Annotated in this window: 15 protein-coding genes; 8 read left to right on the top strand and 7 right to left on the bottom strand. The window is 71.0% G+C overall.

The features are described 5' to 3' along the window. The 4 genes from H5J33_RS04385 to mshC all read left to right on the top strand — a co-directional run. Positions 1–522: MSMEG_4193 family putative phosphomutase (locus H5J33_RS04385; protein WP_181793454.1), on the top strand; the 522-nt coding region annotated here is incomplete at its 5' end. A gap of 97 nt (positions 523–619) precedes the next feature. Further along, positions 620–1,210 carry a DUF3090 domain-containing protein gene (locus H5J33_RS04390; protein ID WP_030781397.1) on the top strand — a complete coding sequence of 197 codons (591 nt, stop codon included), beginning with the start codon at positions 620–622 and terminating at the stop codon, positions 1,208–1,210. Continuing rightward, complete coding sequence (locus H5J33_RS04395; protein ID WP_181793455.1) at positions 1,174–1,998, top strand: SCO1664 family protein; 825 nt, start codon at positions 1,174–1,176, stop codon at positions 1,996–1,998. The genes H5J33_RS04390 and H5J33_RS04395 overlap by 37 nt, the downstream gene beginning before the upstream one ends. 108 nt (positions 1,999–2,106) lie before the next feature. Next, a complete protein-coding gene (mshC, locus tag H5J33_RS04400) occupies positions 2,107–3,336 on the top strand; it encodes a cysteine--1-D-myo-inosityl 2-amino-2-deoxy-alpha-D-glucopyranoside ligase (protein ID WP_181793456.1) in 1,230 nt (409 codons plus the stop codon). A gap of 90 nt (positions 3,337–3,426) precedes the next feature. Here the strand turns inward: mshC and H5J33_RS04405 are convergent, their stop codons facing one another. The 5 genes from H5J33_RS04405 to H5J33_RS04425 form a co-directional block, all read right to left on the bottom strand. Beyond that, the gene (locus H5J33_RS04405; RefSeq protein WP_181793457.1) at positions 3,427–4,350 is read right to left on the bottom strand and encodes a PAC2 family protein; all 924 of its coding nucleotides are present in this window, start codon (positions 4,348–4,350) and stop codon (positions 3,427–3,429) included. Between the two features lie 227 nt (positions 4,351–4,577). Then, a complete protein-coding gene (locus H5J33_RS04410) occupies positions 4,578–6,194 on the bottom strand; it encodes a glycerol-3-phosphate dehydrogenase/oxidase (RefSeq protein WP_181793458.1) in 1,617 nt (538 codons plus the stop codon). A 47-nt stretch (positions 6,195–6,241) separates the two neighbouring features. Further along, positions 6,242–7,780 carry a glycerol kinase GlpK gene (gene glpK / locus H5J33_RS04415; protein WP_181793459.1) on the bottom strand — a complete coding sequence of 513 codons (1,539 nt, stop codon included), beginning with the start codon at positions 7,778–7,780 and terminating at the stop codon, positions 6,242–6,244. 78 nt (positions 7,781–7,858) lie between these two features. Beyond that, on the bottom strand, positions 7,859–8,653 hold the full coding sequence (locus tag H5J33_RS04420) for an MIP/aquaporin family protein (protein ID WP_181793460.1): 795 nt from the start codon (positions 8,651–8,653) through the stop codon (positions 7,859–7,861). A gap of 359 nt (positions 8,654–9,012) precedes the next feature. Continuing rightward, positions 9,013–9,777 (bottom strand): IclR family transcriptional regulator, encoded by a 765-nt coding sequence (locus H5J33_RS04425; RefSeq protein ID WP_030608365.1) that lies wholly within the window; start codon positions 9,775–9,777, stop codon positions 9,013–9,015. 275 nt (positions 9,778–10,052) lie between these two features. Here H5J33_RS04425 and metH point away from each other — a divergent pair, with 275 nt between their 5' ends. From metH to H5J33_RS04445, 4 genes are all read left to right on the top strand, one after another. Then, positions 10,053–13,568, top strand: coding sequence for a methionine synthase (gene metH / locus H5J33_RS04430; protein ID WP_181793461.1), 3,516 nt, complete (start codon positions 10,053–10,055; stop codon positions 13,566–13,568). Positions 13,569–13,680: 112 nt separating this feature from the next. Then, a complete protein-coding gene (locus H5J33_RS04435; protein WP_181793462.1) occupies positions 13,681–14,382 on the top strand; it encodes an HAD family phosphatase in 702 nt (233 codons plus the stop codon). A gap of 355 nt (positions 14,383–14,737) precedes the next feature. Beyond that, complete coding sequence (locus tag H5J33_RS04440) at positions 14,738–16,342, top strand: ABC transporter substrate-binding protein (RefSeq protein WP_181793463.1); 1,605 nt, start codon at positions 14,738–14,740, stop codon at positions 16,340–16,342. A gap of 97 nt (positions 16,343–16,439) precedes the next feature. Then, complete coding sequence (locus H5J33_RS04445) at positions 16,440–18,023, top strand: ABC transporter substrate-binding protein (RefSeq protein ID WP_181793464.1); 1,584 nt, start codon at positions 16,440–16,442, stop codon at positions 18,021–18,023. Positions 18,024–18,105: 82 nt separating this feature from the next. Here H5J33_RS04445 and H5J33_RS04450 read toward each other — a convergent pair whose 3' ends face one another. After that, positions 18,106–18,777: a response regulator transcription factor gene (locus H5J33_RS04450; RefSeq protein ID WP_030608351.1), complete on the bottom strand. Its 672-nt coding sequence runs from the start codon at positions 18,775–18,777 to the stop codon at positions 18,106–18,108. Between the two features lie 53 nt (positions 18,778–18,830). Beyond that, positions 18,831–19,730: a RecB family exonuclease gene (locus tag H5J33_RS04455; RefSeq protein ID WP_309485315.1), complete on the bottom strand. Its 900-nt coding sequence runs from the start codon at positions 19,728–19,730 to the stop codon at positions 18,831–18,833. Between the last annotated feature and the right edge of the window lie 583 nt (positions 19,731–20,313).

A 20,313-nucleotide genomic window follows, 5' to 3' on the forward strand; every position in this document is an offset into this window, starting at 1 on the left:
CCCCTGCAGCGCTGCCAGGAGACCGTGCGCCCGCTGCTGGAGGCCCGCCCCGGCCTGCGCTCCCACACCGACGAGCGGATCGGTGAGTGCCACTACGGCGACTGGTCCGGCCGCAAGCTCGCCGAGCTGAAGGACGAGCCGCTGATGGAGGTCGTGCAGACCCACCCGTCCGCCGCCGCCTTCCCGGGCGGCGAGTCCATGCGGGCCATGCAGACCCGCGCCGCCGAGGCGGTCCGCGAGTGGAACGCGCGCGTGGAGCGCGACCACGGCGCCGACGCCGTCTACCTGATGTGCTCCCACGGCGACATCATCAAGTCCCTCGTCGCCGACGCCCTCGGCCTGCACCTCGACCTCTTCCAGCGGATCTCCGTCGAACCCTGCTCCGTCACCGCGATCCGCTACACCCGGCTGCGGCCGTATCTCGTCCGCCTCGGCGACACCGGGGATTTCGCTTCGCTCGCCCCCCGCGAGGAACCCGGCGAGGGAGACGCACCGGTCGGAGGCGGTGCGGGCGCACCGTGATCGTCGGCCGCAGTAGGGTGAAGCGACCCATCCCGTTCGCTTTCCCGTACGGCCAACCGCCGAACCTCTCGAAACCACGACTTTATGGAGACAGGACGTGTCCCGTCAGGTGTTCCTCTACGACCAGCCGGACCGCTTCGTGGCCGGCACGGTCGGACTGCCCGGGCGCCGTACCTTCTTCCTCCAGGCCATCGCGGGCTCCCGGGTGACCAGCGTGGCCCTGGAGAAGACCCAGGTGGCCGCGCTCGCCGAGCGCATGGACGAACTGCTGGACGAGGTCGTGCGGCGTAGTGGCGGCAGCGCCGCCGTCCCCGCCGTCGCCCCCGCCGAGATCACCGACACCGCACCGCTCGACACTCCCATCGAGGAGGAGTTCCGCGTCGGCACCATGGCCCTGGCCTGGGACGGCGAGGACCAGCGCATGATCGTCGAGGCGCAGGCGCTGGTCGAGCTGGACGCCGACACCGAGGAAGACCTCGCCGAGGCCGAGGAGCGCCTGCTCCAGGACGAGGAGAACGGGCCCCCGATGCTGCGGGTCCGGCTGACCGGCGCGCAGGCCCGGGCCTTCGCCAAGCGCGCCCTCGACGTCGTCAACGCCGGGCGGCCGCCGTGCCCGCTGTGCAGCCTCCCGCTCGACCCGGAAGGACACGTATGTCCGCGCCAGAACGGATACCGCCGCGGAGCGTGACGCCCGCCCCGAACCCGGCCGAACTGCTCGCGCACGGTGAGCTGACCGTACGCGGGCGGATCCGCGAGGCGTCCAACGCGGCCCTGTTCTGCACGGTCGCCCTCGACGGCCGCCAGGCCTCCTGCGTCTACAAGCCGGTCGCCGGGGAGCGCCCCCTGTGGGACTTCCCCGACGGCACCCTGGCGGGCCGCGAGGTGGCCGCCTACGAGGTCTCCGAGGCGACCGGCTGGGGCCTGGTGCCGCCCACCGTGCTGCGCGAGGGGCCGTACGGCGAGGGCATGTGCCAGCTGTGGATCGACGTCCACCCCGAAGCCGAGCTGCTCGCCCTGGTCGACGGCGAGGAGCCGGAGCCGGGCTGGAAGGCGATCGGGTTCGCCGACGTCGGCGAGGGCCGCACCGCGCTGCTGGTGCACGCCGACGACGCGCGGCTGCGCCGGCTCGCCGTCCTGGACGCGGTCATCAACAACGCCGACCGCAAGGGCGGCCACCTGCTGCCCACCGCCGACGGCCGGCTCTACGGCATCGACCACGGCGTCACCTTCAACGTGGACGGCAAACTGCGCACCCTGCTGTGGGGCTGGGCGGGCGAACCCCTGCCCGAGGAGGCCGTCGGTGTCCTCAAGGGGCTGCGGGACGCCCTGGACGGCCCGCTGGGCGCCCGGCTGGCCACGCTGATCACGACGGCCGAGGTCGACGCCACGCGCGCGCGTGTCGACGCGCTGCTCACCTCCGGCCGGCACCCGGAGCCGAGCGGCGAATGGCCCGCCATTCCCTGGCCCCCGGTGTGAGCGGCTCCGGCCCCAGCACACCCGGCGCCGATGTTCAAGAACGCCGAACCGGTCATCCGGCCCGATCCCGTTCGTACACCCGGCTCGGGGCCGGTTAGGCTCATGTACATGCATGCCTGGCCCGCTTCCGAGGTCCCCGCCCTGCCTGGTCAGGGCCGCGACCTGAGGATCCACGACACCGCGACCGGCGGTCTGGTCACCCTCGACCCCGGTCCCGTCGCCCGCATCTACGTCTGCGGCATCACGCCGTACGACGCGACCCACATGGGTCACGCGGCGACCTACAACGCGTTCGACCTGGTTCAGCGCGTGTGGCTCGACACCAAGCGGCAGGTCCACTACGTCCAGAACGTCACCGACGTCGACGATCCGCTGCTGGAGCGGGCCGAGCGGGACAACGTCGACTGGACCGCGCTCGCCGAGCGCGAGACGGCCCTCTTCCGCGAGGACATGACCGCCCTGCGGATGCTCCCGCCGCGGCAGTACATCGGCGCGGTCGAGGCCATACCCGGCATCGTCCCGCTCGTCGAGCGGCTGCGCGACATCGGCGCGGCCTACGAGCTGGACGGCGACATCTACTTCTCCGTCGAGTCCGACCCGCACTTCGGCAAGGTCTCGCACCTGGACGCCGCCGCCATGCGGCTGCTGTCCGCCGAACGCGGCGGCGACCCGGACCGCCCGGGCAAGAAGAACCCGCTGGACCCGATGCTGTGGATGGCGGCCCGCGAGGGCGAGCCCAGCTGGGACGGCGGCTCGCTCGGCCGGGGCCGCCCCGGCTGGCACATCGAGTGCGTGGCCATCGCGCTGGACCACCTCGGCATGGGCTTCGACGTCCAGGGCGGCGGCTCCGACCTGGCCTTCCCGCACCACGAGATGGGCGCCTCGCACGCCCAGGTGCTCACCGGCGAGTTCCCCATGGCCAAGGCCTATGTACACGCCGGCATGGTCGCCCTGAACGGCGAGAAGATGTCCAAGTCCAAGGGCAACCTGGTCTTCGTCTCCCGGCTGCGCCGCGACGGCGTCGACCCCGCCGCCATCCGCCTCGCCCTGCTGGCCCACCACTACCGGGCCGACTGGGAGTGGACCGACCAGGTCCTCCAGGACGCCGTGGCCCGCCTCGGCCGCTGGCGCGCGGCCGTCTCCCGCCCCGACGGCCCCTCGGCCGACGCCCTGGTGGAGGAGATCCGCGAGGCCCTCTCCCACGACCTGGACGCCCCCACCGCCCTCGCCGCGGTGGACCGCTGGGCGGCCCGGCAGGAGCAGGAGGGCGGCACGGACACGGGCGCCCCGGGCCTGGTGACGCGCGCGGTGGACGCGCTGCTGGGCGTGGCTCTGTGACCACCCCGACGCGAAACGCCCCGTAAGGGGGAGAAGGGGCGGTTCCCCGGCCGGGGAACCGCCCCTTCTCCATGCCCCGGGCCGACTGCCTCAGCCCTCGGGACCCTCCTCGTCCTCCTCCTTGCCCCCGCCGCCGGAGGCGGGCGGCCTCGGCTTGCCGCCGCCCGGAGGGCCCACGTCCCGGCGCCGCAGATACCGCTCGAACTCCCGGGCGATCGCCTCACCGGACGCCTCCGGCAGCTCCGCGGTGTCCCGGGCCTCCTCCAGCGTCTGGACGTACTCGGCGACCTCGCTGTCCTCGGCCGCCAGCTGGTCCACGCCCACCTGCCAGGCCCGCGCGTCCTCGGGCAGCTCGCCCTGCGGGATCCGCAGGTCCAGCAGGTCCTCCAGACGGTTCAGCAGCGCCAGCGTGGCCTTGGGGTTGGGCGGCTGGGAGACGTAGTGCGGTACGGCCGCCCACAGCGAGACCGCCGGGACGCCCGCGTGCGTGCACGCCTCCTGCAGGACGCCGACGATGCCGGTCGGGCCCTCGTACTTGGTCTCCTCCAGGTCCATGCGGCGGGCCAGGTCCGGGTCGGACGTGACCCCGCTGACCGGGACCGGACGCGTGTGCGGGGTGTCACCGAGCAGCGCGCCCAGGATGACCACCAGCTCCACGCCCAGCTCGTGCGCGAAGCCGAGCAGCTCGTTGCAGAACGAACGCCACCGCATGGACGGCTCGATGCCCCGGACCAGCACCAGGTCGCGCGGCTTGTCGCCGCCGACCCGGACCACCGACAACCTCGTCGTCGGCCAGGTGATCTTGCGCACACCGCCGTCCATGAACACCGTGGGACGGTTCACCTGGAAGTCGTAGTAGTCCTCGGCGTCCAGCGCCGCGAACACCTCGCCCTTCCATTCGCGTTCCAGGTGCGCGACCGCCGTGGAGGCGGCGTCGCCGGCATCGTTCCAGCCCTCGAACGCGGCCACCATGACTGGGTCGATCAGCTCGGGAACCCCCTCCAGCTCGATCACCCAGTGCCTCCTTCCGACGTGCCCTCGCTTGACCCACCAACCTTACGGCGTCCCGCGGGGGCGCCCGCAGCCCCCTTGCACGGGGGAGTGAACGGATCACTGCCCCGTTCGCCACCGCGGAACACGCGGGCGCGCCGGACTCCCGGCACGGAGCGCGTACGTCCGCGGGGGCGCCTCCCCCGGCCGGAGGCGCCCCCGCGGACGCGGTTCTTCCCGCGCGGGCGGGCCTACTTCCCGTCCAGGACCTCCTGGACCCTCGCCCGGACCTCGTCCGTGGCCAGGCCCCGGATGGTCAGCGTGGTGCGGCGGCGCAGCACGTCGTCCGGCGTCTCGGCCCACTCGTGGTCACGGGCCCAGACCACCTGCGCCCAGATCTCGGGGGCGTCGGGGTGGACGCGCTCGGCGAGCTCCGGGTTCTCGTTCGCCAGCCGGGCGATGTCGAAGGCCAGCGAACCGTAGTGGGTGGCCAGGTGCCTGGCGGTGTCGGCGGCCATGCGCGGGCCGGGCGCCGGAGCGTCGACCAGCAGCCGGTGGGCGACCGCGCGCGGGTTGGCGACACCGGGCAGCGGCAGCTTCTTCGGCAGCGAGGAGATCGGTTCGAAGTCGTCGCCGAGCGGGTGGCCCGGCAGCGCCTCCAGCTTCTTCATGATCGTGCGGCCGATGTGGCGGAACGTCGTCCACTTGCCGCCCGCGACGGACAGCATGCCGCCCTTGCCCTCGGTGACCACGGTCTCCCGCTTGGCCTTGGCGGTGTCGCCGGGGCCGCCCGGCAGCACCCGCAGACCGGCGAACGCGTAGGTGATCAGCTCACGCTTGAGCTGCTGGTCCCGGACGGAGAACGCGGCCTCGTCCAGGATCTGGGCTATGTCCTTGTCGTTGACGGACACGTCCGCCGGGTCGCCCTCGTACTCCTCGTCGGTGGTGCCGAGCAGCAGCATGTCCTCCCAGGGGAGGGCGAAGGTGATGCGGTACTTGTCGATGGGGGTCGCCAGCGCGGCCTTCCAGGGGGAGGTGCGCTTGAGGACCAGGTGCGCGCCCTTGGACAGCCGGATGGACGGCGCCGCGTTCGGGTCCTCCAGCCTGCGCAGGTGGTCGACCCACGGGCCGGTCGCGTTCAGCACCAGGCGGGCGTTCACGCCGAACTCCTCGCCGGACAGCCGGTCCTTCAGGTCCGCGCCGGTCACCCGCCCCTGGGTGAAGCGCAGCCCGGTGACCTCGGCGTGGTTGAGGACGACCGCGCCCGCCTCGACGGCCGCGCGGACCGTCATCAGCGCCATGCGCGCGTCGTTCATCTGGTCGTCGCCGTACACGGCCACGGCCTTGAGGTTCTCGGTGCGCAGCTCGGGCACGTCCTGCGCCGCCTTGGCCGGCGAGAGCAGGTGGCCGACGCCGTCGCCGAACGCGGACAGCGCGGAGTAGGCGAAGACGCCCGCGCCGAGCTTGGCCGCGCCGTGCGGGCCGCCCTTGTACACCGGCAGGTAGAAGGTGAGCGGGTTCGCCAGGTGGGGGGCCACCTGGCGGGAGACCGCCCGGCGCTCGAAGTGGTTCTCCGCCACCAGCTTCACCGCGCCGGTCTGCAGGTAACGCAGGCCGCCGTGGAGCAGCTTGGAGGAGGCGGAGGAGGTGGCACCGGCGAAGTCGCCGGCGTCGACCAGCGCCACCCTGAGCCCGGACTGCGCGGCGTGCCAGGCGGTGGAGATGCCCAGGATGCCGCCGCCGATCACAAGAAGGTCGTACGACGCCTTGGAGAGCTGCTCCCTGGTCTCGGCGCGGCTCGGGTTGGAGCCGGAGGCCGGGCGCGTCCCCAGGGCAGGTACGGACTGCAGGGTGGACTGACTGGTCATGTCGGGTACTTACTCCTCGTCAGAGCTGACTGAGACGGGTGAACCGCTCAGCTCTCGTCGTCGAGCCAGCCCATGGTCCGGTCGACGGCCTTGAGCCAGTTCTTGTACTCACGGGCGCGGGTCTCCGCGTCCATGCGGGGGGTCCATTCGGCGGCCCGGCGCCAGTTGGCGCGCAGGTCGTCCGTGCCGGACCAGAAGCCGACGGCGAGACCGGCGGCGTAGGCGGCGCCGAGGCAGGTGGTCTCGGCCACCATCGGCCGCACCACCGGCGCGTCCAGGACGTCGGCCAGGGTCTGCATCAGCAGGTTGTTGGCGGTCATGCCGCCGTCCACCTTGAGGGTCACCAGCTCGTCGCCGGAGTCCTTCACCATGGCGTCGGCGATCTCCCGCGTCTGCCACGCGGTGGCCTCGAGAACGGCGCGCGCGAGGTGCGCCTTGGTCACGTACCGGGTCAGGCCGGCGATCACCCCGCGCGCGTCGGAGCGCCAGTGCGGGGCGAACAGGCCGGAGAAGGCCGGCACGAAGTAGGCGCCGCCGTTGTCCTCGACCGAGAGCGCGAGCGTCTCGATCTCGGCGGCGGTGGAGATCAGGCCCATCTGGTCGCGCATCCACTGCACCAGCGAACCGGTGACGGCGATCGAGCCCTCCAGGGCGTACACGGTCGGCTGGTCGCCGATCTTGTAGCCGACGGTGGTGAGCAGACCGGCGTAGGAGTTGATGATCTTCTCGCCGGTGTTCATCACCATGAAGGTGCCGGTGCCGTAGGTCGACTTGGTCTCGCCCTCGGAGAAGCAGCACTGGCCGAAAAGGGCCGCCTGCTGGTCACCGAGCGCGGAGGCGACCGGGATGCCGCCGAGCAGCTCGCCCAGCCGGCCGCCGCTGATCTCGCCGTAGACCTCGGCGGAGGAGCGGATCTCGGGGAGGATCCGCTCCGGCACGCCGATGGACTCGCAGATCTTCTCGTCCCAGCGCATCGTGTGCAGGTTCATCAGCAGGGTGCGCGAGGCGTTGGTGACGTCGGTGACGTGCCGGCCGCCGTTCACACCGCCGGTCAGGTTCCAGATGACCCAGGTGTCCATGGTGCCGAAGAGGATGTCGCCGGCCTCGGCGCGCTCGCGCAGGCCCTCGACGTTGTCGAGCAGCCAGCGGGCCTTGGGCCCGGCGAAGTACGACGCGAGCGGCAGGCCGGTCTCCCGGCGGAAGCGGTCCTGGCCGACGTTGCGGCCCAGTTCCCGGCACAGGGCGTCGGTGCGGGTGTCCTGCCAGACGATGGCGTTGTGGACGGGCTCACCGGTGTTCTTGTCCCACAGCACGGTGGTCTCGCGCTGGTTGGTGATGCCGATGGCCTTGATGTCGTCCCGGGTGATGCCGGCCTTGGCCACGGCGCCGGCGACGACCTCCTGGACGTTGGTCCAGATCTCGTTGGCGTCGTGCTCGACCCAGCCGGGCTTGGGGAAGATCTGCTCGTGCTCCTTCTGGTCGACGGCGACGATGCGGCCGTCCCGGTCGAAGACGATGCAGCGGGAGGAGGTGGTGCCCTGGTCGATCGCCGCGATGAAGGGGCCTGCGGTGTGGGCGTCGGTCACTGTGTGCTCCTGGAAGTCCGTGGTGATGGGCTGTGCGTACGGCGTGCGCGCGAAGACTCGGTGCTTTCCGCAAGCTTCCTAGGCGAAGGCGAGGTTGTAGACGCCCGCTGCGATCGCGCCGCCGGCCAGCGGACCGACCACCGGGATCCAGGCGTAGGACCAGTCGGAACCGCCCTTGTTGGGCAGCGGCAGCAGGGCGTGCACGATGCGCGGGCCGAGGTCGCGGGCCGGGTTGATCGCGTAGCCCGTCGGACCGCCCAGCGACAGACCGATGGACACCACCACGAGCGCGGTGATCAGACCGCCGAGGACGCCCAGGCCGTTGCCCTGGTCGTTCAGGCCCTGGGTGAGGACGGCGAGGATCAGCACGAAGGTGCCGATGATCTCCGTGGCGAGGTTCTGCGCCACGTTCCGGATCTCCGGACCGGTGGAGAAGACGCCGAGGACCGGGCCGGCGCCCTTCTCCTGGGCCTCGACGGCCTTGGCCGAGGTGGCCTGCGCGCCGGGGCCGCCGACGATCTCCTTGTCCGTCAGGTGGGCGAGGAACTGGCCGTAGTAGGCGGCCCACACCAGGAGGGCGCCGATGATCGCGCCCAGCAGCTGACCGGCGAGGTAGGTCGGAACGTTGCTCCAGTCGCCGTCCTTGATGGCCAGGGCGATGGTGAGGGCCGGGTTGAGGTGCGCGCCGGACAGCGGTCCGGAGATGTACGCGGCCGTCATGACGGCGAAGCCCCACCCGAAGGCGATGGCGAGCCAGCCGGCGTTGCGGGCCTTGGAGGCCTTCAGCGTGACGGCGGCGCAGACGCCGCCGCCGAGCAGGATGAGTATGGCGGTACCGATGGTCTCGCCGATGAAGATGTCGGAGCTGGACACCCGCGACTCCTTTGTCCTTCGTCCAGGGGTAGCCGAACCCCGGGTCCCTCCGGTGGTTCTGGCGCCCTCGTGGGTGAGAGCGATGCCGGCCCTTGGCGTTGTCACACTCTAGCGCGTATTGCCGGTAGGTGTTCGACAATGCCGACCGATGGACGGGAGTCTTGTTCGGCGTTACGCGTGCGTCAAGAGTTCTGTTATCGAAAACAGGATCGTTATTGATCGCTGCGGGTTATCGATCTTCGTGCCCGGACGTACGATATAGCGTTTTTTGTCGGTTTTAGGGTAGATCGACGGCCGGAACGTCGCCCGACGTCCCGGCTGTTCCCGTGCCGGTGTTCCTTCCGCGCCGGCGGCCCGCCTCAGAAGCGCCCGGCGCCCAGGTCGCGGGAGACCGCGCGGGCGCAGTCCCGCACCGCCGCGATCAGCTCCGGGCGCAGCTCGCCCTCCCGGCACAGCCGCTCCACCGCTCCGGTGATGCCGACCGCGCCCACCGGCATGCGGCGCCGGTCGTGGATGGGTGCGGCGATCGACGCCACGCCCTCCCAGGTCTCCTCCACGTCGGCCGCGTAGCCCCGCGCGCGCGTGAGGTCGAGGATGTGCTCGAAGCCGGCGGCGTCGCACACCGTGCGGTCGGTGAAGGGCTTCCGGTCGGCCTCCAGCGCCTCGCTGTGCGCCACCGGGTCGTACGCCGAGAGCACCTTGCCCAGCGCAGTGGAGTGCAACGGCTGCATGGCGCCGATCTCCAGCACCTGCCGGCTGTCGTCGGGCCGGAAGACGTGGTGCACGATCAGCACCCCCTGCTGGTGCAGCACCCCCAGGTGCACGCTCTCCCCGCTGGAGCGGGCCAGGTCGTCCGCCCACACCAGGGCCCGCGCGCGCAGCTCGTGCACGTCCAGGTAGGTGGTGCCGAGGCGCAGCAGTTCCGCGCCCAGCTGGTAGCGGCCGGAGGCGTCGTCCTGCTCCACGAACCCCTCCTGCTGGAGGGTGCGCAGGATGCCGTGGGCGGTGCCCTTGGCCAGACCCAGCGACGAGGCGATGTCCGACAGCCCCAGCCGCCGTTCGCCGCCCGCGAGCAGCCGCAGCATCGCCGCCGCCCGTTCGAGCGACTGGATGTTCCGTGCCATCGCCGTCCTGCCTCCGTCCCCTTCGACTGCGTAGTGCGCAGTCACCGTTCGGCAATGCCGAACACTACCGGTCCATGCCGACCTCCCGCTAATGGTCGGACGCCACCTGTTACATCACACGTGATCGTGGCGTGACATTCAGGCCACTCACGTCCGTCTCGTGGACGTGGTGCCCATCCAAGCCGACTCCCGGTTACCCTGACGCCGTGCGGCAAGCCCCGTCCGTCCGGGGAAGCCGCATAGCCGACAGCCGTCGCACTCCAGGGAGCCCTTACATGGCCTCGTCGCCAACGTCCCCTTCCGCCGACAGCCGGGCCCGTGTGTCCGCGCTCCGCGAGGCGCTCGCCACCCGTGTGGTGGTCGCCGACGGAGCCATGGGCACGATGCTCCAGGCCCAGGAGCCCACTCTCGCGGACTTCGAGAACCTCGAAGGCTGCAACGAGATCCTCAACCTGACCCGCCCCGACATCGTCCGCTCGGTCCACGAGGCGTACTTCGACGCGGGCGTGGACTGCGTGGAGACCAACACGTTCGGGGCCAACCTCACCGCGCTCGGGGAGTACGACATCCCCGGCCGGGTCTACGAGCTGTCCGAGGCGGGCGCCCGGGTGGCCCGGGAGACCGCCGACGAGTTCACCGCGCGCGACGGCCGGCCGCGCTGGGTGCTGGGCTCGATGGGTCCCGGCACGAAGCTGCCCACCCTGGGACACACCACCTTCGCCGCGATCCGGGACGCCTACCAGCGCAACGCCGAGGGGCTGCTCGCGGGCGGCGCCGACGCGCTGCTGGTGGAGACCACCCAGGACCTGCTCCAGACCAAGGCGGCCGTCCTCGGCACGCACCGCGCGATGGCCGCGGCCGGATACGACGTCCCGGTGATCGTGTCGGTGACGGTCGAGACCACCGGCACCATGCTGCTGGGTTCGGAGATCGGCGCGGCGCTGACCGCGCTGGAGCCGCTGGACATCGACATGATCGGGCTGAACTGCGCCACCGGCCCGGCCGAGATGAGCGAGCACCTGCGCTACCTGGCCCACAACGCCCGCATCCCGCTGTCCTGCATGCCCAACGCGGGCCTGCCGGTCCTCGGCAAGGACGGCGCCCACTACCCGCTGACCGCGCCGGAGCTGGCCGACGCCCAGGAGACCTTCGTCCGCGAGTACGGTCTGTCGCTGGTCGGCGGCTGCTGCGGCACCACGCCCGAGCATCTGCGCCAGGTCGTGGAGCGGGTGCGGGGCGTGACCCCGCCCGAGCGCGACCCCCGCCCCGAGCCCGGGGCCGCCTCCCTCTACCAGACCGTCCCCTTCCGGCAGGACACCTCCTACCTGGCCATCGGCGAGCGGACGAACGCCAACGGGTCGAAGAAGTTCCGCGAGGCCATGCTGGAGGGCCGCTGGGACGACTGTGTCGAGATGGCCCGGGAGCAGATCCGCGAGGGCGCGCACATGCTGGACCTGTGCGTGGACTACGTGGGCCGGGACGGCGTGGCGGACATGGAGGAGCTGGCCGGCCGTTTCGCCACCGCCTCCACGCTGCCCATCGTGCTGGACTCCACCGAGGTGGAGGTGATCCGCGCGGGGCTGGAGAAGCTCGGCGGCCGGGCGGTGATCAACTCGGTGAACTACGAGGACGGCGACGGCCCCGACTCGCGGTTCGCGCGGGTGACCCGGCTGGCGCGGGAGCACGGTGCGGCGCTGATCGCGCTGACCATCGACGAGGAGGGCCAGGCCCGCACCCCCGAGAAGAAGGTCGCGATCGCGGAGCGGCTGATCGCGGACCTGACGGGGAACTGGGGCATCCGCGAGGAGGACATCCTCATCGACACCCTGACCTTCACCATCTGCACCGGTCAGGAGGAGTCCCGCAAGGACGGCATCGCCACGATCGAGGCGATCCGTGAGCTGAAGCGGCGCCATCCGGCGGTGCAGACCACGCTGGGGCTGTCGAACATCTCCTTCGGCCTGAACCCGGCCGCGCGCATCCTGCTGAACTCCGTCTTCCTGGACGAGTGCGTCAAGGCGGGCCTGGACTCGGCGATCGTGCACGCCAGCAAGATCCTGCCGATCGCCCGGTTCAGCGAGGAGGAGGTCACCACCGCCCTCGACCTGATCTACGACCGCCGCAGCGAGGGCTACGACCCCCTCCAGAAGCTCATGCAGCTGTTCGAGGGGGCCACGGCGAAGTCGCTGAAGGCGGGCAAGGCCGAGGAACTGGCCGCGCTGCCCCTGGAGGAGCGGCTCAAGCGGCGGATCATCGACGGTGAGCGCAACGGCCTGGAGGCCGACCTGGACGCGGCCCTCCAGGACCGTCCGGCGCTGGACATCGTCAACGACACCCTGCTGGACGGGATGAAGGTCGTCGGGGAACTGTTCGGCTCCGGGCAGATGCAGCTTCCGTTCGTGCTGCAGTCGGCCGAGGTGATGAAGGCCGCGGTGGCCTACCTGGAGCCGCACATGGAGAAGACGGACGACGAGGGCAAGGGCACGATCGTGCTGGCGACCGTGCGCGGCGACGTGCACGACATCGGCAAGAACCTGGTCGACATCATCCTGTCCAACAACGGCTACAACGTGGTCAACCTCGGCATCAAGCAGCCGGTCTCCGCGATCCTGGAGGCCGCCGAGGAACACCGCGCGGACGTGATCGGCATGTCCGGGCTGCTGGTGAAATCCACCGTGATCATGAAGGAGAACCTGGAGGAGCTCAACCAGCGCGGCCTGGCCACCCGCTTCCCCGTCATCCTCGGCGGCGCCGCCCTGACCCGTGCCTACGTCGAACAGGACCTGCACGAGATCTACGAGGGCGAGGTCCGCTACGCCCGCGACGCCTTCGAGGGCCTGCACCTGATGGACGCCCTGATCGGCGTCAAGCGCGGTGTGCCCGGCGCGAAACTCCCCGAACTGCGCCAGCGCCGGGTCCGCGCCACCGCCACCGTCCAGGCGGAGGAGAAGCCGGAGCAGGGCGCCGTCCGCTCCGACGTCGCCACCGACAACCCCGTGCCCGCCCCGCCGTTCTGGGACACCCGGATCGTCAAGGGCATCCCGCTCAAGGACTACGCCGGCTGGCTGGACGAGGGCGCGCTGTTCAAGGGCCAGTGGGGGCTGAAGCAGGCCCGCACCGGCGAGGGCCCCACCTACGAGGAACTCGTCGAGAGCGAGGGCCGGCCCAGGCTGCGCGGCCTGCTGGACCGGCTCCAGACCGACAACCTCCTCGAAGCCGCCGTGGTCTACGGCTACTTCCCGTGCGTGTCCAAGGACGACGACCTGATCGTCCTGGACGAGAACGGCAACGAACGCACCCGCTTCACCTTCCCCCGCCAGCGCCGGGGCCGGCGGCTGTGCCTGGCCGACTTCTTCCGCCCCCAGGAATCGGGCGAGACCGACGTCGTCGGCTTCCAGGTCGTCACCATCGGCTCCCGCATCGGCGAGGAGACCGCGAAGCTGTTCGAGGCCAACGCCTACCGCGACTACCTCGAACTGCACGGCCTGTCCGTACAGCTCGCCGAGGCACTGGCCGAGTACTGGCACGCCCGGGTACGCGCCGAACTCGGCTTCGGCGGCGAGGACCCGGCCGGCATCGAGGACATGTTCGCCCTGAAGTACCGGGGCGCCCGGTTCTCCCTGGGCTACGGCGCCTGCCCCGACCTGGAGGACCGCGCCAAGATCGCCGACCTGCTCCGCCCGGAGCGCATCGGCGTCCACCTGTCCGAGGAGTTCCAGCTCCACCCCGAACAGTCCACCGACGCCATCGTGATCCACCACCCCGAGGCGAAGTACTTCAACGCACGGTGACGCACGTCTCACTCGGCACACTGATCGGACAAGTCGTAGACTGGTCGGTCCACCGCAGGCCGGTTCCCCACCGGGGAGCCGGCCTGGTCGTCCCTCGAGGAGGTGCGCCCGGATGACCAGCACGGTCCCCGCGCCAGGAACCCGTACGGCCGAAGGCTCCGCCCTGCAAGCGGTACTGCTGGACATGGACGGCACCCTGGTGGACTCCGAAGGCTTCTGGTGGGACGTCGAGGTCGAGGTCTTCGCCTCCCTCGGGTACACCCTGGACGAGACCTGGCGCCATGTCGTGGTCGGCGGCCCCATGACCCGCAGCGCCGGCTTCCTCATCGAGGCCACCGGCGCCGACATCGGCCTGGCCGAACTCACCGTGCTGCTCAACGAGGGCTTCGAGAGCCGGATCGGCACGGGACTGCCGCTGATGCCCGGCGCCGCCCGGCTGCTCGCCGAACTGCACGCGCATGAGATCCCCACCGCCCTGGTCTCCGCCTCCCACCGGCGCATCATCGACCGCGTGCTGTCCGTGCTGGGCCCGCACCACTTCACCCTGTCCGTCGCCGGCGACGAGGTCTCCCGCACCAAGCCCTTCCCGGACCCCTATCTGCTCGCCGCCGCCGGACTCGGCGCCGACCCGGCCCGCTGCGCCGTGGTCGAGGACACCGCCACCGGGGTCGCCGCGGCCGAGGCCGCCGGCTGCCGCGTCGTCGCCGTCCCCTCCGTCGCCCCCATCGGCCCGGCCCTGGGGCGCACCGTCGTCTCCTCGCTGGAGGAAGTCGACCTGGCATTCCTGCGCGGCCTGATGACGCACACGCACTAGCGGCCGCGCGGCCGGATTCAATCGGCCGGAATCACGACCCGGAGTGTGATGTTCGCCACTCGCGGGGGGTCCGACAACGTTGCCGACACCCGTCGGGCGACCCCACCGGGGCGGTTCGGACGTGACCTTGTGTCCCGATTGATGGGAAGCTGCACTAATCCTGCCGCTGTCGGGTTTTCGGTGTGTCCGCGACCGGTTCCCCTGCGTGATGGCGAGTCAACTCACGCGACCGTGAACCCCCTGCGGGTGCGGACTAATCTCATCGCGAGAACATCGCCGAGAACCCCCGTGATCCCCTCGCACCACCCCCGCATGCCGGATGCACGGACCCGAACAGCTCTGGAGAAACTCCCGCATGAACCGCAAGACTTTGGTGCTGCCGGCGGTGGCCGGCCTGCTCACCCCGGTTCTCGCCGCGTGCGGCGGATCCGACAGCGGGAGCACGAGCGGTGACGCCATCGTCGTCGGTACCACGGACCGGTTCACGGCCACCAAGGAAGCCCCCGCGCCCCTCGACCCGGCCTACGCCTACGACGTCGGCAGCTGGAACATCCTGCGCCAGTCCGTGCAGACCCTGATGGCGCAGCCCAAGGGCGAGGGCGAGCCCGTCCCGGACGCCGCCGAGAGCTGCTCCTTCACCGACAGCGGCAGCGAGCGCTACGCCTGCAAGCTCCGCGAGGGCCTGAAGTTCGCGAGCGGCGACCCGGTGACCGCCGAGGACGTCAAGTACTCCATCGAGCGGGCGCTGCGCATCAACTCCAGCAGCGGTGTCTCCGCCCTGCTGAACACCATCGACACGATCGAGACGCAGGGCGACCGCGACGTCGTCTTCCACCTGAAGACCGCCGACGCCACCTTCCCGTACAAGCTGTCCACCCCGGTCGCGGGCATCGTCAACCCCAAGGACTACCCGAAGGACAAGCTCCGCGAGGGCTTCGAGATCGACGGCTCCGGCCCGTACACCTTCAAGGCCGATGTCGACGGCGACGCCATGACGACGGCCACCTTCACCAAGAACCCTTCCTACAAGGGCAATGTGACGGTGAACAACGACAAGGTCGAGCTGCGCTCCTTCGCCGGCGCCGACGCCATGGGCGAGGCGATCGACAAGGGCGACATCGACGTCATGACCCGCACCATGTCGCCCGCGCAGATCCAGAAGCTGGACACCGGCGGCGACCAGAAGGTCGACCTCGTCGACATGCCCGGCCTGGAAATCCGCTACCTGGCCTTCAACACCGACGCCACCAGCGTCAAGGACAAGGCCGTACGCCAGGCCATGGCCCAGGTCATCAACCGCGGCGAACTGGTCTCCAAGGTCTACGGCACCCAGGCCGAGCCCCTGTACTCGCTGGTCCCGGCCACCGTCACCGGCCACTCCAACTCGTTCTTCAACAAGTACGGCAACCCCAGCGCCGACAAGGCCAAGTCCCTGCTCGCCAAGGCCGGCGTCACCGCCCCGGTGAAGCTGACCCTGCACTACACGACCGACCACTACGGTTCGGCCACCAAGCAGGAGTTCGAGGTCCTGCAGAAGCAGCTCAACGACAGCGGCCTGTTCGACGTCACCGTCCAGGGCCACCCCTGGTCGACCTTCCGGCCCGCCGAGCAGAAGGGCGAGTACGACGTCTACGGCATGGGCTGGTTCCCCGACTTCCCCGACGCCGACAACTTCCTCGCGCCCTTCCTGGACAAGGACAACTTCCTCGGCTCGCCGTACAGCGACAGCACCATCCAGCACACGCTGATCCCGCAGTCCCGCCGCGAGGCCGACCGGCTCGGCGCGTCCAAGAGCCTGACGGAGATCCAGAACCGTGTCGCCGAGGACGTCCCCGTCCTCCCGCTGTGGCAGGGCAAGCAGTACGTCGCCGCCCGCGACGACATCACGGGCACGGCCTACGCCCTCAACTCCTCCTCGACGCTTCAGCTGTGGGAGCTCGGCCGCGGCGTGAGCGGCTGACGGCTCCCGTACCCGGGGCCGCGCACGGTGCGGCCCCCGGTGCCCGGGTCCAGGGACGGCGGGCCCGGGCTGACGAACCGACGACAAGGCACTTCGAGTGAACCTGCGCAACCAGTGGCCGGTCCTGCCCCTCGCGGCGGTGCTGGCCTCCGGCCTGCTGACCGGCTGCGGAACCGAGTCCGGTGACTCCGGGGGCACCGGCTCCTCCGTGGTGATGGGGATGTCCGACGACGTCCTCGCCACGGACCCGGCGGCCGGCTACGACCCCGGCTCCTGGCTGTTGTTCGACAACGTCTTCCAGTCGCTGCTCAGCTTCCCCAAGGGCGCGACCGAACCCCAGCCCGAACTGGCGAAGCAGTGCGGCTTCACCGACACCCGGGCCATGGTCTACAAGTGCGAACTGAAGGACGGCCTGAAGTTCAGCAACGGTGACGACCTCACCTCCGAGGACGTGAAGTTCACCTTCGACCGCATGCTGAAGATCGCCGACCCGGCCGGTCCCGCCCTGATGTTCCCGATGCTCGACAAGGTCGAGACACCGGACGCCAAGACGGCCGTCTTCCACCTGAAGGTGCCCGACGCCACCTTCCCCAGCAAGATCGCCTCCGGCGCCGGCTCCATCGTGGACCACCGCCAGTACGACGCGAACGCCCTGCGCACCGACCACCAGGCGATCGGCTCCGGCCCCTACAAGCTGGACTCCTTCGACAAGGACCAGGCCGTCTTCTCCGTCAACGGCAACTACAAGGGCACCGCCGAGCCGAACAACTCCGGCGTCACCCTGAAGTTCTTCCACGGCGACCGCACAGCGCTGAAGGAAGCCCTCCTCGGCGGCGACATCGACATCGCCTACCGAGGCCTGACCGCGGCCGACATCGCCCAGCTCGACCAGCAGAACGACAGCAAGGGCATCGACGTCATCGAGGGCACCAGCGCCGAGGTGCAGCACCTGGTCTTCAACATGAAGGACCCGGTGGCCGGCAAGCTCGGCGTCCGCAAGGCCATGGCCTACCTCATCGACCGCGACGCCCTGATCAAGGACGTCTACCAGGGCACCGCCACCCCGCTGTACTCGATCGTCCCGGCCGGTGTCGCGGGCCACAACACCGCCTTCTTCGACACCTACGGCGCCCGGCCCTCCCAGGCCAAGGCCGCCGCCGCGCTGCGCGCCGACGGCATCACCGGCAAGGTGAGGCTCACCCTGTGGTCCACGCCGTCCCGCTACGGCCCCGCCACCGACGAGGAGCTGAAGGCCATCGCCGGACAGCTCAACGCCAGCGGCCTGTTCGACGCCGACGTCAAGTCCGTCGCCTTCGACCAGTACGAGAAGGACATCGCCGCCGGCAAGTACGGCGTCTACGTGAAGGGCTGGGTGCCGGACTACCCGGACGCCGACAACTTCACCGCCCCCTTCTTCGGCCGGGGCAATGTGCTGAACAACCACTACGACAACCGCACGATCACCGGGACCCTGCTGCCCGGCACCGCCGCCCAGAGCGACCGCTCGGCCACCGACAAGGACTTCGGCAAGCTCCAGGACATCGTCGCCGACGAACTGCCCGTGCTGCCGGTCTGGCAGGCCAAGCAGTACGCGGTCGTCCGCGACGGCGTGTACGGCCTGGAGTACTGCCTGGACGCCTCCACGGTGTTCCGGTTCTGGGAACTCAGCAAGAGCGGCTGACACGGGACACGGCGAAGGGCGCCCCTCTCCTCGCGGAGCGGGGCGCCCTTCGCCGTCGTCACACGCCGTGCCGGACGGATGCCTACTGGGCGCCGGGACGCACCAGCCCGCTCTCGTACGCGTACACCGCCGCCTGCACCCGGTCCCTGAGCCCCAGCTTCGTCAGCACATGGCCCACATGTGTCTTCACCGTCGTCTCACTGACGAACAGATCCGCCGCGATCTCCGCGTTGGACAGCCCGCGCGCCACCAGTTTCAGCACCTCCACCTCACGGTCCGTGAGGGTGTGCAGGGTGTCCGGCACCGGCTCCTCGCCGGACGGCAGATGCGTGGCGTACTTGTCCAGCAGCCGCCGGGTGATGCTCGGCGCGAGCATCGCCTCGCCGTTCGCCACCACCCGGATCGCCTGCACCAGCTCGTTGGCGGGCGCGTCCTTCAGCAGGAAGCCGCTCGCCCCGGCGCGCAGCGCCTCCACCACGTACTCGTCCAGGTCGAAGGTGGTCAGCACCAGCACCTTGGCCGGACCGTCCCGGCCGGGACCGGTGATCTGCCGGGTGGCCTCCACACCGTCCATCCGCGGCATCCGGATGTCCATGAGCACCACGTCCGGTTGCAGCGCTCGTACCTGGTCGAGGGCCTGCAGGCCGTCACCGGCCTCGCCGACGACCGCGATGTCCTGCTCGGCCTCCAGGATCATCCGGAAACCCGTACGCAGCAGGGGCTGGTCGTCGACCAGTAGGACACGGATGGCCACGTGACACTCCTTCGCTAGTCCGGCCCCATTCTGCCCTGCGCCGGCCAGCCGCCTCACCCCGCCCGGGCCCCGGGCGGGGTCACCGGCAGCGGATAGGGCGGGGGAGTGCCGCCGAACTCCGGGCAGTGCGCCCGGTGGTCGCACCAGCCGCACAGCTTGGTCGGCCGGGGCCGCCAGTCCCCGCTCTCCGTGGCCTGCCTGATGGCCTCCCACAGCGCGTGCAGCCTGCGCTCCACCCGCTCCAGATCGGCCGGGACCGGGTCGTACGTCAGCACGTCCCCGCTGCCGAGGTACACCAGCTGGAGCCGGCGCGGCACGATGCCCTTCAGCCGCCAGACGACCAGCGCGTAGAACTTCATCTGGAAGAGCGCGCCCTCGGCGTACTCCGGGCGCGGGGCCTTGCCCGTCTTGTAGTCGACGATCCGCACCTCGCCGGTCGGCGCCACGTCCACCCGGTCGATGATCCCGCGCAGCCGCAGCCCCGAGTCCAGCTCGGTCTCCACGAACAGCTCCCGCTCGGCCGGCTCCAGCCGCGTGGGGTCCTCCAGCGTGAACCAGCGCTCCACCAGCCGCTCCGCCTCGGCGAGCCAGCCGGCCAGCCGCTCGCCCTCCGGATCGTCGGCGAACAGCTCGGTCAGCTCGGGGCGGCTCTCCCGCAGCCGGTCCCACTGCCCCGGGATCAGCGCCTTCGCCCGGGGCGCGGTCCGCTCCCCGGCGGGCGCGTCGAACAGCCGCTCCAGCACGGCGTGCACCAGCGTGCCCCGGGTCGCGGCCTCGCTCGGCTTCTCCGGCAGCCGGTCGATCACCCGGAACCGGTACAGCAGCGGACACTGCATGAAGTCACCGGCCCGGGACGGCGACAGCGACACCGGCGCGAGGGCGCCGCGCTCGCCGGCGGCCCCGGCCCCCTCTGCCGAGTCCTGCGTCACTGCCTCGTCGATGCTGCTGTCCATGCCCCAGACCATACGGCCCGGCACCGACAGTGACCCAGTCGCGGCCCGCGCCACCGGGCGTCCGCCGGACGAACACCAGGGGTGCCGGGGCGGAACGCGCCGCCACGGGCGCATACCATCGACCAGAGACCCTTCCGACCAGGCAGGTGCGGAAGACGCTTCGAACGAGGGGACACCGTGGACGTGAGCGGCGGGAGCGGGCAGCCCCGGTCCGGCGACGACAGGCCGGCCGAGGACGCCGCGGACCCTACGGCCCCGGCGACCGGACCCACCGACCACCGCGGCCCCCGGGCCCCGGAGAACACGCCCGAGCAGGACCCCACCGAAGCCGCCCCGGCGCCCGGCCCCACCGACGGGGACCAGCCTCCGGCCGACGGCCCTGCGATCAGCCCCTCCGACTCGGGACAGCCCACCGCCGACGGCCCCGCGGGCACCCCGACCGGTGGCGGACAGTTCGCCGCCGAGGATCCTGCGGGGACCGCCTCCGGTGGGAAGCGGCCCGTGGCCGATGGCCCTGCGGAGACCCCGTCGGGTGCAGAGCGATCTGCGGCCGATGACCTTGCGGCGCCCCCGTCGGGCGGGG

Origin of the sequence: Streptomyces sp. WELS2 (assembly GCF_013870595.1) — a bacterium.
GTDB lineage: Bacteria > Actinomycetota > Actinomycetes > Streptomycetales > Streptomycetaceae > Streptomyces.

Coding starts and splice junctions, on each gene's coding strand:
- H5J33_RS04425 (WP_030608365.1), bottom strand. CDS start 9,777: ATGGCACGGAACATCCAGTCGCTCGAACGGGCGGCGGCGATGCTGCGG.
- metH (WP_181793461.1), top strand. CDS start 10,053: ATGGCCTCGTCGCCAACGTCCCCTTCCGCCGACAGCCGGGCCCGTGTG.
- mshC (WP_181793456.1), top strand. CDS start 2,107: ATGCATGCCTGGCCCGCTTCCGAGGTCCCCGCCCTGCCTGGTCAGGGC.
- H5J33_RS04440 (WP_181793463.1), top strand. CDS start 14,738: ATGAACCGCAAGACTTTGGTGCTGCCGGCGGTGGCCGGCCTGCTCACC.
- H5J33_RS04395 (WP_181793455.1), top strand. CDS start 1,174: ATGTCCGCGCCAGAACGGATACCGCCGCGGAGCGTGACGCCCGCCCCG.
- H5J33_RS04410 (WP_181793458.1), bottom strand. CDS start 6,194: ATGACCAGTCAGTCCACCCTGCAGTCCGTACCTGCCCTGGGGACGCGC.
- H5J33_RS04435 (WP_181793462.1), top strand. CDS start 13,681: ATGACCAGCACGGTCCCCGCGCCAGGAACCCGTACGGCCGAAGGCTCC.
- H5J33_RS04455 (WP_309485315.1), bottom strand. CDS start 19,730: ATGGACAGCAGCATCGACGAGGCAGTGACGCAGGACTCGGCAGAGGGG.